Source organism: Collinsella sp. AF04-24 (assembly GCF_003465685.1).
Taxonomy (GTDB): domain Bacteria; phylum Actinomycetota; class Coriobacteriia; order Coriobacteriales; family Coriobacteriaceae; genus Collinsella; species Collinsella aerofaciens_AP.
In genome coordinates, this window is the sequence record NZ_QSBK01000015.1 from 1 (window position 1) to 17321 (window position 17321).

Sequence of the window (17321 nt, forward strand, 5' to 3'; positions counted from 1 at the left end):
GCGGGGGCTCCTGTCGTTTCCGTGCCCCTGGATTGGGTCATAGTGTCTGTCGTTGCCAAAACATCGGCGTTGCCGCTGCTGTGGGGGTACTCATTGGGGACGTACTTAAATGAGTGCCCGCAGAATGAGAGTGGATAATCTCCCGTTTTTGGTCTGTTTGCGGGCTCAAAGTGGGAGATTATCCACCCTCGTCATTTTGGCACTTGGGGACGTTCCTTTTGTGCCGACATCTGGGGACACTCCTTGTCGAATGTGGGCCGCCGGTTGCTATGCGACGGTGATAGCGACCTGGGCGTAGCGGCTGCAGGGGCGCTCGGCGCGCGTCTGCACGGTGAGGGTGAGCACGAAGCGGTCACCGGGCCGTGCGTCGGCGGGCACGACGAAAGTGGTGTCCACTGTGCATTCTTGCCACAGCGACAGATCCTGGGCGCCCGCATAGCTCGACGGGTCCACGGCGACATCCCAATGTGCATCAAAGCCCTTGTCGTCGGGGTCGACGATGGTCGCTGCAAGGGTGGCGCGCTCGCCGGCTGTAGCGCTGCGGTCGGCTGTGACCTCGACAACATATGCCGGATGCGAGCAAACTGCCGGATCATGGGCGCACCATTGCGCGCGGGCGGCAAAGTCTTCCTGATAGGCACGCAGGTAGGGATTGGGGTTGTCGCCTACGGGCGTGCTGATGGCGGCAAGGCCGGCGGGTGCGTCCGCATCAGGATACCCATCAAGAAACATGCGGCCGAGCAACGTATCGAAGCCGCGGTCATCGATGCCGCGCAGGCCAAACGGCAGCAGCGGAATATAGGTCATGCTGTCGCCTTCGGCCATAAAGTCGCCGCGCTCAAACTGCATCGCGGGTATGCCTTCTAGACCCCAATCCAGACGAGCATGCTTGCCAAACTGAAAGCGTTCGGGCTCGTTTTCGTAGACCTTACCGTCGCCGTAGAGCATATAGCGCGCCATGAGGGGGCCGTTGCCCTGCGTGAGATTTTGCTCGGGCCAAGGAGCCTTAAACAGCGGCAGCGTATCGGGCTGAGCCATCTTGGCGTCGACATAGCCGCCATACATATAGGGCACGCACCAAAAGATGAGCTCGGGAAAGAGCTCGCGCCCATGGTCGAGCCATGAGTTGTCCTGCCCTACGCCATCGGCAACCCCCATCACGCGCACCTTCCGATAGATCCGCTGCCGCACGGCGGGCCACTCGGGTGCGTTCTGCCATTGTTCGGCGATGGACATGAGGGCGCGAACGATAGTGTTCATACCGCCCCAGCTGAGCAGCCACAGCGCGCGGGGGTCATCATCCATGATGGCGTCGGCGATGACGCGCGACCCGGGCGTTTCCTCGCGCACGTCGCCCTCGAAGGCGGCGTTGCCCATATAGGTGCGCTCGATCATCTGAGCGGGCGTGGGGAAGGACGGCTCGCCGGCGGCAGCGGCGTTAGCGTTGAGCTGCGGCCAGGCCTGGGCATATTCGTTGCTCCACAGGCTTTCGATCCAACCCTCGGGGAATGGGCGATACTCCATGAGCGAGCCAGCTTCGGGGTCGGGCTCGTGCGGAACGACGTCCCAGGTATAGGAGCGCACGCCTTTGGTCCGCCAATGCGGATTCACCTCGCCCAGCGTGTGGACGCCATCGCCAAGAAAGTGATATTGCGAAGCCGTGTACACCACAGCCTGCACATCGAGCACATTGAGATACAGAGCCAAGTGAACCAGAGAGTTCATATCATCGACTTCCATATCGGTGGTGACAATCACCCGAGTCAAATTCTGAGACATAGGAACAACTCCAACCACGATTTTTTTCAGCCAGTTACGCGCAAGGCAAGACGGGACCCACGCTCACATCGCCACCGACCCAGCGGCCCGCCGGAAGCGCCCGGCCAGCGTTTCGAACAACGTTAACTCAGGGTGCCCCGCCCTTTAGTTTTGTGAACATTCCGCAGCGCGGGCCCGTTTATCCGATGCTCCGAAGGAGCAGGATGAACGGGCCCATGCGCGAGGACGTTCACAAAACTAAAGGGCGGGGCACCCGATGGAATGGTTACCTCGAAACCCTGGCCGACCACTCCCAGCAGCCCACCGGCTCGCCGTCGATGAGTACGTTGCCCCCGTCGAAGTCTTGATAACACAGGTCGTTGAACTGGTGAATCCACACGCCGTGATTGAACGTCTTCTTGGCCGAGCCGTCGGCCTCACGGTACACGCCGGTCAGGTCCTCGACATGGCTAAAGTAGGTGAGGTGCACGTTGGCGTCGGCATCACGCAGGCGCACCGTGAGCGGCAGCACCGTCTGCTGCGGGCACACGAGCTCGTCGCCCTTGGAGTGCGTAAACCACAGCGGCGTCTTGGAGAGTGCGGCCACGTCCTCGTCCGTGGCGTTGTACCACGGTGCGCAGCAGGGAAGGCCCGCGGCGAAGAAATCGGGGTAGTCGGCGCACAGGCGCAGGGTCATAAAGCCGCCGTTGGAAAGGCCGGCGACCACGATGCGGTCGGTGTCGATGCGGTCGGCATGCTCGGCGACAAACTCGTCGATGAGCGCCTTAATGACGGGGGAGTAGATGCTCTGGTTGGAGTGGCCGAGCTGCTCAGTGCCGTTGTCCATCCAAAACGTGGGCGACTGCGGCACGAGAACCCAGGCAAAGCCGCCAAAGTAGCGTTGGATCTGCGCCTGGCTGATGGCCGTCACGCGGTTGCCGATATAAGCGCGCGTGGCGCCCTCGCCTTGCGTAGCGCCCTTGCCCTCGCCAGCGCCGTGCAGGTACACCACGAGCGGGGCCTTCTGGGGCACGACTGTCGTTTCGGGCGCGAAGGGGTTGAAGCAGGCGGAGTCCTCGGCCTTAAAGCTGGGCTCAAAGAAGCCGTACTCGAGCGCGATGCCGTTGACGGCGGTCTTTTGCGTGGCATTGCTCCAGCCCTTGAGCGCGGGACAGATGTCGCCGCGGCAGGTGTCAAAGACCAGGCCGCAGGTTGGATCGTCACCGTCATTGCCGGGAAGGGCCGCGAGCTGCGTGATGCGCAGCTGGTCGTCGAGCAAGCGCGAGCCCATCACGCTGCCCTCGATCTTCTTGGTCAGGCGCTGCTCGGCGATCTCGAGCGCCACATGGGTACCAAAGGCGAGCTTGCGTCCGCACTCATCGCACGGATAGGCGGCGAGGACGTCGACATAGCCTACGGAAGGTGCGGCGTGGTCGGCGCCGCGCTCTTTGCGCATCAGGATCTCGCCCGTGCGTTCATGGCGCTCTACATATATATGGAAGGTGCGCGCATCGATATCGTTGGCGCGAACGGTGCACGGCAGGTCGAGCACGACTTTGCTGATCCAGGGGCCAAAGTCTCCCAGCGTGGTGACGGTTGCGTAGGTGCACGATTTGAGTTCCATGAGCTGCCTCCTCTGCGCCGCGAGTGGTAAACATCAGCGGCAATACAACTTAAACATGTTTAGTTTAATGCAGAGCTACAGAACAGGCAGATGAACTCGGTAAACGGTCAAAATGAACACTCAACAAATTACTAAACATTCGTTTATCACCATTTAGCAGGGCTTTTGTTGATGGGTCAACAAAGAATAGAGGTGTTTACCAAATTAAAAGACCACGTAAATAGGCATTTAGCAGCAGAGCATCAAATAGACAATCCCTTACCGTTAAAGTACGTTCACCCCCGATTTCCTACCGTTCACCGGACTACAGACGGCAAAATTGCCACAAATTAGACGTTCCGTGTAAACTAAAGTCCGTAAACGTTCAGTAAACACATTGTTTACGACAGCGTATCCAAGGGTTCGGTGGCCGTAAGGGGTTATAGTCGCCGAGCCAAAGGCGTGCCTACGCCCAAACGAGTAGGCACACGATGATATGGGGAGGGGTCCCATGGCAGTAGATAACAAGCAGATTGCCACCGATGTCCTCGAGCTCGTGGGCGGTGCGGAGAATGTTTCCGTCGCCACCAACTGCATGACGCGTCTGCGTCTGACGCTCAAGGACAACAACAAGGCCGACGTGGAGAAGATCAAGAAGGTCAAGGGTGTTCTGGGTTGCCAGTTCGCCGGCAGCCAGCTCCAGGTCATCATCGGCCAGAACGTGCCCAAGGTGCTCGCCGAGTTCGTCGCCATGTCCGGCGTCAAGCAGGGTGCCGCGGTCGACGAGAACCTCGATGCTCCCAAGGAGAAGTTCGAGCTCAAGAACCTGCCGAACATCATCCTCGACTATCTGTCGGGCTCCATGACCCAGCTGATCCCGCTGCTCATGGCCGGCGGTCTGTTCCGCACCATCGCTGCGGTCCTCGGTCCCACCATGCTCGGCGTTCTCTCTGACACCGATCCGACCTACACGTTCCTCTACACCACCCTGTACGAGGCCACGTTCACCTTTATCCCCATCTACCTGGGCTATGCCGCCGCTAAGAAGCTCGGCGCCTCCCCGGTTCTGGGCATGCTCCTCGGCGGCGCCCTCATGGCCCCGTCCGTCGTGAGTGTCGCGACCCAGGATGGCGGCGGAATCATCTCCGTCTACGGCATTCAGATCGCCGCTGCCAACTATCAGCAGTCCGTCCTGCCGATTATCCTTTCGGTGCCTGTCCTCTACTTCGTCGAGAAGTTCTTTAAGAAGGTCATGCCCGACGTGCTCTCCACGGTCTTCACGCCGTTCTGCACCATGATCGTTACCATCCCCATCGCCTTCATCGTCCTCGCCCCGCTCGGCAACGAGATCGGCAGCCTCATCGCTAACGCCCTCTTCGGTCTCGCTGACATGGGTGGCATCGGTATCCTGCTCGTCATGGCCGTCCTCGGCGCCTTCTGGCAGCTCTTCGTGGTCTGCGGTATGCACATGCCCGTCATCCTGCTCGCTCAGGTTCAGATCATCGCTGCCGGCTACGATCCCTTCGTCTTCGTTTCCACCAACTGCGCTATGGCCGCTGTCTGGGGCTGCGCCTTTGGTGCCTTCCTCAAGATGAAGAACCCCGACGAGAAGGGTCTTGCCCTGGGTTACGTCATCTCCGCCATCGCCGGCGGCGTCACCGAGCCCGCGCTCTTCGGTATCCTCATGCGCTTCCGCCGCACCACGCTCGGCATGTTCATCGGCGGTGCCATCGGCGCTGTGTTCTCGGGCCTCATGGGCGTTACCTATTACCTCGCAGGCGGTGCCTCCAACTTCCTGGTCTTCACCAACTACCTGCAGGGTGGCCAGATGAACACCGTCTGGGCTATCGTCGGTATGGCAATCTCCTTTGCTATTGCCGCTGCCGTCGTCTTTGTCTCCGGCTTCTCCAAGGAGGAGCTCGCCGAGATGGAGGCCTAGTCGCCCCGGCCTTGGTCTAAATAAGACCCCCTACACGACAGGGCCCCGCTTGGCATAAGCCCGGCGGGGCCTTCCTGTAGACTTTTTAGGAGAGACGTAAGGGCCCTGTGCTTCGCGTGCATTCAATTTGAGCTGAGCAACTGCAGCCGCAGACTCTATTGTGATAATGCGGCATGCGACTTCTTTACCTCCCTCCTAGCAAGTCTCCCCAAGAGAAAGGTGCCATATGAGCTTGGGAAAACTGACCGTCAATACCCGTGAGGACGGGTTCCTCTGCGACGGCAAACCATTCTTTTGGTTTGCCGATACGTGTTGGAGTGCCTTTACGAGCATCACCGAGGACGATTGGGACTACTACCTGACCCGCCGTGCCGAGCAGGGCATGAACGTGCTGCAGATCAACACCCTTCCGCAGTGGGACCGCTGCCTGCCCGACCTGGGCATTTGGCCCTACGCGAGCGAGGATGGCGTGCACTTTGATTGGAGCGTACCCAACCAGGAGTACTGGGACCGCGCCCGCCGCATGTGCCAGGCAGCCGTGGAGCACGGCATTCGCCCGGCGCTCGTGCTCATGTGGTGCAACTACGTGCCCGGTACCTGGGGCTCCGTGATCGCCGAGCGCCTGGGTGCCGAGGTCATGCCGCGCGAGGAGGTTCGCGCCCACGTTGCCCGCGTCGTCGAGAACCTGGGCGAGTTCGACCCCGTCTATGTGGTGACAGGCGACACCGACTTTAAGACCGACGAGGCTATCGCCTATTACGGGGATGCACTCGACGAGGTCACCAAGCTGGCTCCCGAGTCCTTGCACACCATGCATATCAACCGTGGCAACCGCGCCCTGCCCGAGCAGTTTGCCGATCGCTTGGACTTCTACATGTTCCAGCCCGGCCACAACTATAGCGGTCAGGAGGAAGCTTGGAAGCTGCCCGAGGATTTTCGCGCGCAGTATCCCAAAAAGCCGATGGTCAATTCCGAGCCCTGCTACGAGCAAATGGGCGCGAGCCGCAACGTGTACTGGCGTTTTACCGCGCAGGATTGTCGCGCGAGTGTTTGGTCGAGCATTCTGGCCGGTGCCAGTGCCGGCATTACCTACGGTGCGCACGGCGTGTGGAACTGGCAGACCTCTCAGAGCCGTGGCAGCGTCCTTGGCGAGGGCTTTGACATGCCGTTCCGCTGGCAAGAGTGCCTGCAGTTTGCGGGCGTGTGGGACTTTGGCCTGATCGAGCACGTGCTGCGCGGCCTGGGTGCCACGAGCGCGGATGGGTCGGCAGCCGTTGAACCCGCGCAGGAGCTGCTTGACGATGCGCGCGAGGCCATCCGTGTGGCGCGCGTGGGCGAACGCGTGGTGGTCTATCTGCCGAGGACCACGGCCGTCAAGCTCAAACTCGAGGGCGGCACCACCGCCTGGAATGCTGTGGCGTTTGACCTAGAGAACAAGCGCGTGGCAAACCTGCCCGTCAAGGATGCCGATGGCGAGGTTCGCGTGGCCCAGCATCCCTTCGAGCACGATGCACTCCTGGTGGTCTCGCCCGCTCAGTAGCGCGCGGTTCCAACGCGACCAGCGGCAAAAAGGCCCGAGTAAGGACTACAGAATGAGGGTGGATAATCTTCCGTTTTTTGCCTGTGTACAGGCTCAAAGTGGGAGATTATCCACCCTCGTCATTTAAGTGTCCAAAAATCCTCTCTCGTTTTACTTGAGCCCGGGCAGCCTGGTAAAGGGGAAGGACTGCTCGAGGAACTCGGAGCAGCGGGCGTAATCTTTGGCAAAGTAGCTGCTGTAGAGCGAATCGAGCACGTATTGCACGGCGATGTGGCTGGCAAACTGCGTAATGCGGTGCGTCATGCTCTCGTGGTCGCTCACCGTGAGATAGGCGGCAAAGCCCGGGTGAATCCGGGCGCAATAGGGCGTGCCGATGACGATGACCGGGACATGTCGACTGCAGAGGATCGGCAAGATCTCCTTGAAGTTGGGGGCAAGGCCGCTGTAGGAGATGACGATTGCCACATGGTCGGGGCCCGAGGCGAGCGCCGTGCGCACTTGGGCCTCGATATTGTCGTAGCACGTCGAGCTCTTACCGGCGGAAAGCAGGCGATCGCGGAACATTCCCGCCGGATACAGGTTATGCGAGCCCGTGTAGATGTCCACGGTGTCGGCGCGCAAGATAAGCTTGGCGGCGTAGTCGAGCTGTGCCGGGTCGAGGATCTCGCGCGTCTCGGAAAGCGTAGTCTCGTACAGTCGCGCCATGCGCTCGGAGATCTCCTGGGCGCTGGAGGTCGCATCAAAGGGAAAGTTGATATCCACCTCGGGGGCGGAGTCTGCGCGCGAGGCTGCGCGCATCAGCTCGACCTTGAGTTCTTTGAAACCTTCGAGGCCGAGCTTTTTGCAAAAGCGGTGGATGCTCGCAACGGAGACATTGGCCTGGCGCGCAAATTCCTTAATGGAGAGCCCGCGGACGTCCTCGCCCATGGCAAGAACCGTCTGCCCGAGCTGTTGCTCGGTGGGGGTGAGCTCCTTGCCTTGGGTGATTTTGCGCTTGATGTCCATATGACTCCTATGCGTTCGTATCGCGATGTATCAATCATAGCGGTAAACAAAACGCCCGGCTTGGCTGGGGAGAGCAAGCCCTTTCTATGGTCCACCGTTCTAACGAACGGCGGACCGCTTGACGCTGCGCGGGCCCCAAGCACCCCATCTTGCCGCTCAGCTTCGACGGCATGGGCAAAAGCCCTATGCCGCCTTGCTTCGTGGCAACCTGGGGCACTTGGAACCCGCTCGCTGACTTAGATTCAACCAAGGATTTTGCCTTGATTGAAGTGGGCTTCGATGCCGTTAGCCAAGCAGGCGCACGGGGCCGAGCAGGCCGCTGGGCTCGGAGGGTTCGGTGAGGGCGAAGATGTCGGGGATGGCGTGGTCGAGGGTGTTGATCACATCGATTGTGAGCGTGTGCTCGCCGGCGGCAAGGGTGCCGAGCTCAAAGCGGTAGGGCGGACAGATGCGGCAGCCCAGGTCCACATCGTCAAGTGCGACCGTGGCGGTCTCAAAGACCTCGCCCAGGTCGAGCGCGGCGCCGGTGAGGTTCTCAGCAACGGCAAAGCTTGCCTGGTAGCGGAAAGTGCCTGCCTTGCCGGGGAATTCGGCGCAGGAAAGATCGTGCAGGTCGCCAAGCTCGACGGCCTCGCCAAAGACCAGGTGCGCGGTATCGGCGCCGGGCGCTGCAAAGGAGACGTTCCAGGGGCCGTCAACGCGCGTGACCTCACGCTCGGCATCGGAGTTTCCGCGCTCGGCGGCAGCGGGCGCGGAAACTCCGAGCACCACAATGCAGCTCTCGTAGGGCGCGAGCTCAAGCGTGCCGTCAAAGGCGATGGGTGCGCTGCCGTTGAGCAAATCGAGGCGCACGCCGTGCACGGGCGCGCCGTCTGCGAACTCAACATGCGTGTGAATGCCCTGCTTGGGATGCTCGTTTACCAGCATGAGGTAGCTCTCGCCGGCGCGGTCGTAGCGAAGCGCGCGCAGCCACGGCTGCGGCTCGGTGCACGACACGGTCTGCATGCCGGCTGCGCTCAGCACACCCGCAAGCTCGGAAGTGGCAACAACACGCACACGTGCAAGCTCGCTGGCCTCCACGGGGGCAAAGCCCGCGCGGCTGGCAGCTTCGCCGTCATAGCGCTTGCTCGGCAGCTTATCCAGGGCATATACGCCAACGCCTGCGGCCGCAGTGCGCGCGGCAAAGTCGAGCAGGGCCTCGCCGGCATATTCGGCGCCGGGCATCACCAGACAGCGGTACGCCTGGCCGTTCACGCTAAAGCCGCTGCCGTCTGCGGCGACCTCCACGGAGTAGCGCTCGGTATCTTCAAACGCCTCGGCCGGCACGATATCGAAATCGATCTGCGCGCGCACGAGCTCGGCGGCGGCATGCTGCATAAACGAGGCCTCGCCCGCCCACTCGGCATCGGCGTGGTACAGAAGTGCCACCGGCGTGGTGACCCGCCCACCCGAAAGCAGGCTCGAGGTGCGGTTCATGTAGCTCATGAGCTTGCCAAAGTGCGCAAACTGGGGGTTCTGACCGTGCGCGTAAAAGTGCGGCGGGCAGTCGAAGTCGGGGAAGGTGGCCATGCTAAAGGCGTGCGGCACAAACCAGTTGACGCCGCGCACCATAACGTGGTCGGCGATCCACTTCATCTCGCGTAGGCCCTCATGCCAGCCAAAAGCGCCAAAGACCTCGGCCATGCAGCGGCCCTGCTTTTTGGGGTCGAGATGCGCTGCCGAGGACCCCAGCTTGGGCAGCACGTAGTTGTAGAACTCCAGGTCCCACACGCCGCGACCGTAGGAGTGGAGTCCCTGGTCCATGCCGGGGATGAGCTGGTTGATCACGATGTCCACGCCCGCCATGTCCTGGCCGCCCACGGCGCGGAAGTAGTGGCCGGCGCCCACGCCCAGGCGCGCGTGGCAGTCCTTGTCCTCGATCACGTGGCCGATATACTGCACGCCGTGCGCGCGGCACCAGTCGCCGAGCTGGTCGCAGAAGCACTCCTTGTAGAACGTGCTCGCGATGTCCATGTACACGTGGCGCACGTGCGCGCCGGCGTCCTTGCGATCCCACAGGTGCGGGAGCTCGTCCAGGTAGCGCTCGCCCAGCGCCGCGCGCAGGCGGCGCTCGAGCTCGGCCGACCAGGGCAGGGGCGCGGTGGCCTTACCGATGAGTGTGTCGGAGATACCATCGGCGCCGGTGACACCTTTCTCGTTGGCAAAGCCGGGTTCATCGGAGAAAAAGCCCAGGATGGTCTTGCCAAACTCATCGCCCAGATGCGCAAAGTGCGGCTCGTACACGGCATCGATGAGCTGCGTCACCGAGGCGCGGTCGACCATGTTGATGTAGTCCTCGTTGTAGGAGGTCTTGCCGCTCGTGAACACCACGCACGCCTGCGTGGTGCCGGCCGGTGCGTCAAAGACCAAGCGGCAGGGCATGCCGTGCTCGTCCTCAATCACGTGGTGCTCGACCTCGACGGTGCGCCCTGCCTGCATAAACGTTACGCCATAGAAGCGCTCCGTCTTGTCGAACATGTTGGTGAGCACGATGCTCGCCTGCGGCGTGGGGCCCACCACGTCGATGGTGCGGTGGGTGAGGACAATCTTGCGGAGCTCGGGCGACGCCTCCCTGACGGTGCCGTTGGCGTATCCAGTGGGAAAGTGCGCGTCGTCCAAGATCCAGATCTTGAGGCCCAGCTGCTTGCACGTGTCGATCACAAAGCGCAGGTCGCGCCACCAGCCCTCACCGCAAAAATCGGGATGCGGACGGCTCTCGAGGCAGATCTCGTGGATATCGGCGCCGGCAATCTTTTCCAAATACTCGGCAATGGTCTGTTGGTCCTCGCCCTTCATCCACAAAAACGGGAGCACGTGGTTGTCGTAGGCACCGTTGAGCACCTGCTGGTAGTACGCGGTCATGGATCCTCCTTGCAAGCCGATGGTGGGCAGCGTATGTTGCATGACTCCATTCTGGCGTGCGGACGGCGGCGTGCTAATATCCAAATCACGGCAGAATATGACCGAATCAACGATTGGCGGGGCCATGGAGATCTTGGAGCTCGAGTGCCGGCTGAGCGAGCTGAGCGCCAGCGAGAGGCGATATAGGAATGAGGCTCCCTTTGACTGGTCGATCATGACCGATCGCGTTGAGGTCGATGGACGGTCGGTGCGAAAGATCGGGCAGATTGGGGCGGAATATGCTCAGGCCGGAATGCCAGCTGGCCTGATGATCAGGAGAAACTCGCGCTTTAACGCGGTACCCGAGCACGTGCACGACTACGTTGAGATCAGCTATGTGTACCGGGGGCGCTGTCCGCAGACGGTTGCGGGGGAGAAGCTCGTGCTCGAACGCAACGAGGTGCTGCTGCTCGATGCCGCCTGCCCGCATGCGGTGGCGGCGCTCGACGAGGAAGACATCATGCTAAGTATGACCGTTTCACGCACCTTTTTGCAGCGCAGCCTCGAGGCGAGCCTCTCGCGCGAGAGCGCGGTATCGCGGTTTTTGTTCAACGCGCTCAACAGCGAGACCGACCATCGCGGGCACGTGCACTTTCGCTGCGGGGAGAGCCGGCGCGTGCGGCGCTACATGCAGGAGATGCTCTGCGAACACTACGAGCCGAGCCTCAACAGCGCCGAGATCGTTCTGCGCCTGTTTCAGCTCCTGTTGGCCGAGCTCATGGATTGCTACGAGCGCGAGCTCGTGCGCGGCGCGGCGGCGGGGCGCGATGAGTCGGGGCGCGCGGCCTCGCTCGTGGCGGGGATGCTCGGCTATATTGAGCGTTCGTTTGCCGCCTGCTCGCTCGAGGAGATGGCGGCACGCTTTCATGTGAGCCCTAACTACGCGTCGGCGCTGCTCAAGCAGCATGTGGGAAAGACCTACCGACAGCTGGTCCAGGAGCGCAGGCTCGCGCGTGCCGCGGAGCTCTTGCGCGCGGGTGCCACGGCCGAGGCGGCGGCGCGTGCCGTTGGCTACGAGAACATGAGCTTTTTCTATCGCAAGTTCCGCACCGCCTACGGCTGCACACCGGCAAAATACCGTGGATGAGCAAGACGGAACGGACTTTTAGCCATCGATATGCTACGGCTAATAGGCCGTTTCGTTTCATCCACCCGGGTTGGAGGGTGGCCGTCAGGTCGATTTTTGCCTCGTCTAGGCCTCGGTATCAAAAAGTGTCAGCCGGCGGACGCGCTGGGGCGAAAAGAAGTGTCCAATGCGCCGCCTCCGCGCCTTGGGCGCCCGGGCGCGCGCGATACTCAGCTCAGCACATAAAACCAGCTGCGAGGAGGCACATATGGGATTTCCCGAGGGATTCTTTTGGGGCGGCGCCACGGCCGCAAACCAGTTTGAGGGCGCATGGAACGTTGACGGCCGCGGCCCCAGCGTAGACGACCACTTCCTGGGCGGCAGCTACAAGGAGCCGCGTCAGATTACGCTCGACATCGACCCCAACCGCTTCTACCCCAATCACGACGGTATCGACTTCTACCATCACTACGAGGAGGATATCGCGCTGTTCGCCGAGATGGGCTTCAAGATGTTCCGCATGTCCATTTCCTGGAGCCGCATCTTCCCCAACGGTGACGATGCCGAGCCCAACGAGGCCGGCCTCGCCTTCTACGACCGCGTCTTCGACTGCCTGCGCGCGCACAACATCGAGCCGCTTGTTACGCTTAGCCACTACGAGATGCCCTATGCCCTGGTCGAGAAGTACAACGGTTGGGAGAGCCGCGAGCTTATCGGATTCTTTGAGCGCTATGCCCAGACCGTGCTCGAGCGCTATCACGACAAGGTGACCTACTGGCTCACCTTCAACGAGATCAACTGTGGCACTCTGGACCTGGGCAACCTCTTTGAGACCAGCATGATTCGCGGCTACGAGGGCCCGGCCTCCGGCGCCCACACCACTCCGCAGCAGCGCTTCCAGGCCCTCCACCACCAGTTTGTGGCGAGCGGTCGCGCCATCCGCTATGCGCACGAGCACTTCCCCAAGCTCAAGATGGGCAACATGGACTGCTTTATCCTGTCCTATGCCGCCACGTGCGACCCGGCCGACGTCCTTGCCACCCAGCAGGAGATGAACACCATGAACTGGTACTGCTCCGACGTGCAGGTGCGCGGCAAGTACCCGTTCTACGCCAAGCGCTTCTGGGCCGAGAACGGCATCGAGCTTGACATCGCCGACGGCGACCTGCAGGACATCGCCGACGGCAAGGTCGACTTCTACACCTTTAGCTACTACATGTCGGGCACCGTGGGCACCCATAAGGACCACGAGATGACCGAGGGCAATATGGCCTTTGGCGGCAAGAACCCCTACCTCGAGAGCACCGACTGGGGGTGGCAGATTGACCCGACGGGCCTGCGTATCGCCCTCAACGAGATCTACGCCCGCTACGAGATTCCGCTGATGGTGGTCGAGAACGGCATGGGCGCCTACGACGAGGTGGAGGAGGACGGCTCCATCCACGATCCGTACCGTATCGCCTACCTCCAGAGCCATGTCAAGGCCATGGGCGAGGCCATCGAGGACGGTGTCGACCTGATCGCCTATACCTGGTGGGGTCCCATCGACCTGGTCTCGGCCGGCACCGGCGAGATGCGCAAGCGCTACGGCTTTATCCACGTCGATAAGTACGATGACGGCACCGGCACCTACGAGCGCCGCCGCAAGGACAGCTTCTTCGCCTACCAGAAGATTATCAAGTCCAACGGTACCGAGGGCCTGGCTTAATCGGGTTCCGATTCGAACCTCTGCCTTAGTTTTTAGGCCATTTGGCACTATAATCACCATAGGCATGCGCATAACGTTGCGCTTAATCAAGAGGAGAAAACGTATGGGTCTGTTTGACATGTTCAAGAAGAAGGCTGAGCCCGCGGCTGCCGCTGCTCCGTCCTCCATCTCTGCTTCTGCCGGCGCCGACGTGCTGTGCTCACCCGTCAAGGGCAAGGTCATCAAGATGGCCGACGTGCCCGATCCCGTCTTTGGCGGCGAGGTCCTGGGCAAGGGCTGCGCCGTGTGGCCCGAGGACGATCTGGTCTACGCTCCCTGCGACGGCAAGGTGACCGTCACCATGGGTCACGCCGTGGGCCTGCAGTCCGATAGCGGCATCGAGGTTCTGGTGCACGTTGGCGTCGATACCGTCAACATGAACGGCGACGGCTTCGAGGGCTTCGTCAAGGCCGACGACGTCGTGAAGGCCGGCCAGCCCATGCTCAAGATCGACCGTGCCAAGATCGCTGCCGCCGGTTACAAGGACTGCGTCGTCGTGGCCGTGTCCAACACCGCCGAGTTTGCCGATGTCGAACTCGCCGTCGAGGCCGACTCCGCTGTCGCCGCCGGTGACGCCATCGTTAAGGTCGTCCGCAAGTAAACTGCGACATCCAAAGGATGTGCAAAGGTGGTCGGGTTTTCCGGCCACCTTTTTTATTGCACCGCGGGGAAGCGTTTTATTGCACGTTGGGCGGACCGGTAAACCGTTCGGACGTTAAATCGAGCCGACTGCGCCTTTGCTTTGCCGGGGGTGTTCGTTATCGGCTAGTATGGCCTTATTGTTACGACGCGCACCGCGTCGGGAAGCGCGGTGCCGCTTGTTGGGAGGAATGTCATGAAGAAGAAGCTGCTGCTTGCGCCCCTGATGGCTGTTCTGGTCGCGTGCGTGGTTGTGCTTTCCGGCTGCGGAGGTCCTTCGGTTGAGGAGCTCATCACCGAGGATCTTACGACGCAGTTTGACGAGGTCAAGAACGGCGGCGACGACTTCCTCGCCGGCCTGGAAGAGGCCTCGGGCGACGAGTTCGAGCAGCTGGGCATCGATCCCAAGGAGTACGCCAAGAGCTATCTCGAGGGTTTTGACTACAAGATCGGCGATGTGACGGTCGACGAGGACAAGGGCACCGCGACTGCCGATGTCACCATTACCTGCAAGTCCATGAACAAGATCGTTGAAGATTTCGCCACCCAGTATCAGGAGAAGATCGCGGCGCTCGATACGATGCCTTCCGAGGACGACCTGTACAAGATGGCCGGCCAGGTCATGGTCGACGTGACCAAGGCCGCTAAGACCAAGGACACCAAGGTTACCTTCAAGTACACCGCCAATGACGATGGCGAGTGGTCTGCTGACGATTCCGCAACCACCGAGATGATGAATGCGATGATGAGCTAGGGGAGTTACGCGGTAGTTCGTTACGGCGTTTTACCAAACGCCGTAACTGCCCGACGCTGCGCGGGCACCAGAGCGACAACTTGTCATTCAAAGAGGACGGCATGACCAGAAGGTCTATACCGTCCTCTTTTCATGCCAATTTGTTCGCACTGGTGCCCGCTCGCTGCCCGTCCTCTACCTGCGGCGTTGCCATGGTAGTCATTGAGGCGGCACTTGGGGACGTTCCTTTTCTGCCGGCAGTTGGGGACACTCCTTGTATCAACGCCGTATCAAATGCTCGGGAAAATGCGACCCGGTTTTTTGGCCGAATTCCGGGTCGCGGTTTCCGGATGGGGCGGGTTGCGGAAACCGCGACCCGGAATATTGCTCTGAAACGGGATACGGTTTCCCCGACGCGCCTCAAACGGAAAGTGCATCCCATTTCGGAGCTCCAAAACGGGATGCACTTTCCGCGTGGAAGAATTGTCGCAGCTGCGTTAAGCGGTGTCGCTCGCTACTCGCCCAAGATTAGCTCGGCGAGTTCGTCCTGCGTATCTACCACGTAGTCGGCGCCGGCGGCTTCCAGCTCTGCGCGGCCGCGGAAGCCCCAGCTGACGCCCGCGCTCTTAAGGCCGGCGTTGTGGCCGGTCAGAACATCGACATTCGAATCGCCCACATAGAGCGTGGTTGCCGGATCGGCGCCCAGCTCTTTCATCACATGCAACGTGACGGGTGCCTCGGGCTTGGGCGGAAATGCGCCCACACGGCCCTGTACCAGCGCAAAGCGATCGGGGCCAAAGTATTTCTCGATAAGCGGGGCTGCCGAAATATGATCCTTGTTGGTGAGCACGGCAAGCTGAACGCCCGCTGTGCGCAGACGGTCGAGCATCTCAATCGTGCCGGCGTAGGGTGAGGTGTGGTCCTCCTTGTGCTCGCCGTAATAGGCCCTAAACTCGGCAAGCGTCTGCTCAAACATACGGCCGTCGCCCGCGTACTCGGCGGGCATAAAGCGCTCGACCAGCTTGAGCATGCCGTTTCCCACCTTGTAGCGGTACTCGTCTACGGCAAACGTGGGCCAGCCGTGCATCTCGCAGGTATGGTTGCTGGCGGCCGCCAGGTCCTCGAGCGTGTTGAGGATGGTGCCATCCAGATCAAAGATCACATGGGAAAAAGCTGCTGCCATGGGTGCTCCTGCCGCTTGAGTTGTAAAACGCACCCCATGATACTGGGCATGCGTGCCGGGCATGTTTGGAATCTGAATATCTTTAATAGCCCTGAGCCTTTGTCGTTAGCAAATCCTCGGCAGTTGTTCTCCCACAAGCATGTCGAGGATACGGGTCGAGCCCCAGCCGGTGCGTACGCGCACGGCGGGACGGGCGCCCTCGGCAAGTGGCAGCACGCGACCGATGATGGCGGCGTTCTCGCCGTAGCGGGCGGCGCGCATGGCTGCCAGCGCGGCATCGGCTTGCTCGGCCGGCACCACGGCAACCATCTTGCCCTCGTTTGCCACCTGCAGCACATCGTAACCGAGCATCTCACATGCCGCCTGCACGTCGGGGCGCACGGGCACGGCATCCTCGTCGATCTCCATGGCAACGCCGCTGGCCTGGGCAAACTCGTTGAGCGTGGATGCCAGGCCGCCGCGCGTGGGGTCGCGGAAGCAGCGGGTGTCGGGGGCGGCGGCGAGCACGTCGGCAATCAGATGATTGAGCGGCGCAGCATCGCTTTCGATGTCGCTCGAAAACGCCAAGCCCTCGCGCTGGCTCATGATGGCGATGCCGTGGTCGCCGAGCGTACCCGATACCAGGATGGCGTCGCCGGGCCGACAGTTCGCACCGCTGAGCGTTACGCCCGCGGGCACTTCGCCCACGCCGGCGGTATTGATGTAGACGCCGTCGGCACCGCCACGCTCGACCACCTTGGTGTCGCCGGTGATTATGGACACGCCCGCCTCGCGCGCCGTTTCGGCCATGGTCTGCACAATCTGGCGCAGCTTGTCCATGGGATAGCCCTCTTCGAGGATAAAGCCGCATGAGAGGTAGCGCACGTTAGCGCCCGAGGTCGCGACGTCGTTGACGGTTCCGCATACGGCGAGTCGGCCGATATTGCCGCCGGGGAAGAACTGCGGCGTTACCACAAAGCTGTCGGTCGACATGGCGATTCGCCCGCTTGCGGGCAGTGCGGCGACACCGGCATCGTTGCCCGCAAGCAGCTCGGGCGACCCAAAGGCATCCAGAAAGACCTCATCGATAATGCGCTTCATCATCTGGCCGCCGGAGCCGTGGCCCAGCAGGACAGTGCTATCGGTGGCAGTACGGGACATATCGAAAACTCCAATCGTGGGTGGTGCC

At 61.5% G+C, this 17321-nt stretch carries 12 protein-coding genes; 6 read left to right on the top strand and 6 right to left on the bottom strand.

Annotated features, from left to right (window positions below; all coding sequences use genetic code 11):
- Window positions 1-267 precede the first annotated feature (267 nt).
- Together DWV32_RS07000 and DWV32_RS07005 are read right to left on the bottom strand one after the other, a co-directional pair.
- Window positions 268-1779, bottom strand: a complete 1512-nt coding sequence (locus DWV32_RS07000) for a nucleoside hydrolase-like domain-containing protein (RefSeq protein WP_117757696.1) — start codon at window positions 1777-1779, stop codon at window positions 268-270.
- 265 nt (window positions 1780-2044) lie between these two features.
- Window positions 2045-3382, bottom strand: a complete 1338-nt coding sequence (locus DWV32_RS07005) for a PHB depolymerase family esterase (protein WP_117757697.1) — start codon at window positions 3380-3382, stop codon at window positions 2045-2047.
- Window positions 3383-3872: 490 nt separating this feature from the next.
- On the opposite strand from DWV32_RS07005, the gene DWV32_RS07010 reads away from it, so the two are divergent.
- Entirely contained in the window at window positions 3873-5300 is a 1428-nt protein-coding gene (locus DWV32_RS07010) for a PTS transporter subunit EIIC (protein WP_117757698.1), read from the top strand.
- A gap of 226 nt (window positions 5301-5526) precedes the next feature.
- Window positions 5527-6840 (top strand): DUF4038 domain-containing protein, encoded by a 1314-nt coding sequence (locus tag DWV32_RS07015; RefSeq protein WP_117757699.1) that lies wholly within the window; start codon window positions 5527-5529, stop codon window positions 6838-6840.
- Between the two features lie 150 nt (window positions 6841-6990).
- On the opposite strand, the gene DWV32_RS07020 is transcribed toward DWV32_RS07015, so the two are convergent.
- Window positions 6991-7845, bottom strand: a complete 855-nt coding sequence (locus DWV32_RS07020) for a MurR/RpiR family transcriptional regulator (protein WP_117757700.1) — start codon at window positions 7843-7845, stop codon at window positions 6991-6993.
- A 285-nt stretch (window positions 7846-8130) separates the two neighbouring features.
- Window positions 8131-10746, bottom strand: a complete 2616-nt coding sequence (locus tag DWV32_RS07025; RefSeq protein WP_158566106.1) for a glycosyl hydrolase — start codon at window positions 10744-10746, stop codon at window positions 8131-8133.
- A 97-nt stretch (window positions 10747-10843) separates the two neighbouring features.
- Here DWV32_RS07025 and DWV32_RS10145 point away from each other — a divergent pair, with 97 nt between their 5' ends.
- The 4 genes from DWV32_RS10145 (at window position 10844) to DWV32_RS07050 (ending at window position 14991) form a co-directional block, all read left to right on the top strand.
- On the top strand, window positions 10844-11872 hold the full coding sequence (locus tag DWV32_RS10145; protein WP_158566108.1) for an AraC family transcriptional regulator: 1029 nt from the start codon (window positions 10844-10846) through the stop codon (window positions 11870-11872).
- Between the two features lie 247 nt (window positions 11873-12119).
- Complete coding sequence (locus DWV32_RS07040) at window positions 12120-13559, top strand: glycoside hydrolase family 1 protein (RefSeq protein ID WP_117757703.1); 1440 nt, start codon at window positions 12120-12122, stop codon at window positions 13557-13559.
- Window positions 13560-13662: 103 nt separating this feature from the next.
- Complete coding sequence (locus DWV32_RS07045) at window positions 13663-14199, top strand: PTS glucose transporter subunit IIA (protein ID WP_117634515.1); 537 nt, start codon at window positions 13663-13665, stop codon at window positions 14197-14199.
- Between the two features lie 234 nt (window positions 14200-14433).
- Entirely contained in the window at window positions 14434-14991 is a 558-nt protein-coding gene (locus tag DWV32_RS07050) for a hypothetical protein (RefSeq protein WP_117757704.1), read from the top strand.
- Window positions 14992-15484: 493 nt separating this feature from the next.
- Here the strand turns inward: DWV32_RS07050 and DWV32_RS07055 are convergent, their stop codons facing one another.
- Entirely contained in the window at window positions 15485-16153 is a 669-nt protein-coding gene (locus tag DWV32_RS07055) for an HAD family hydrolase (RefSeq protein WP_117757705.1), read from the bottom strand.
- A 105-nt stretch (window positions 16154-16258) separates the two neighbouring features.
- Entirely contained in the window at window positions 16259-17293 is a 1035-nt protein-coding gene (hypE, locus tag DWV32_RS07060; RefSeq protein ID WP_117757706.1) for a hydrogenase expression/formation protein HypE, read from the bottom strand.
- Window positions 17294-17321: the final 28 nt, after the last annotated feature.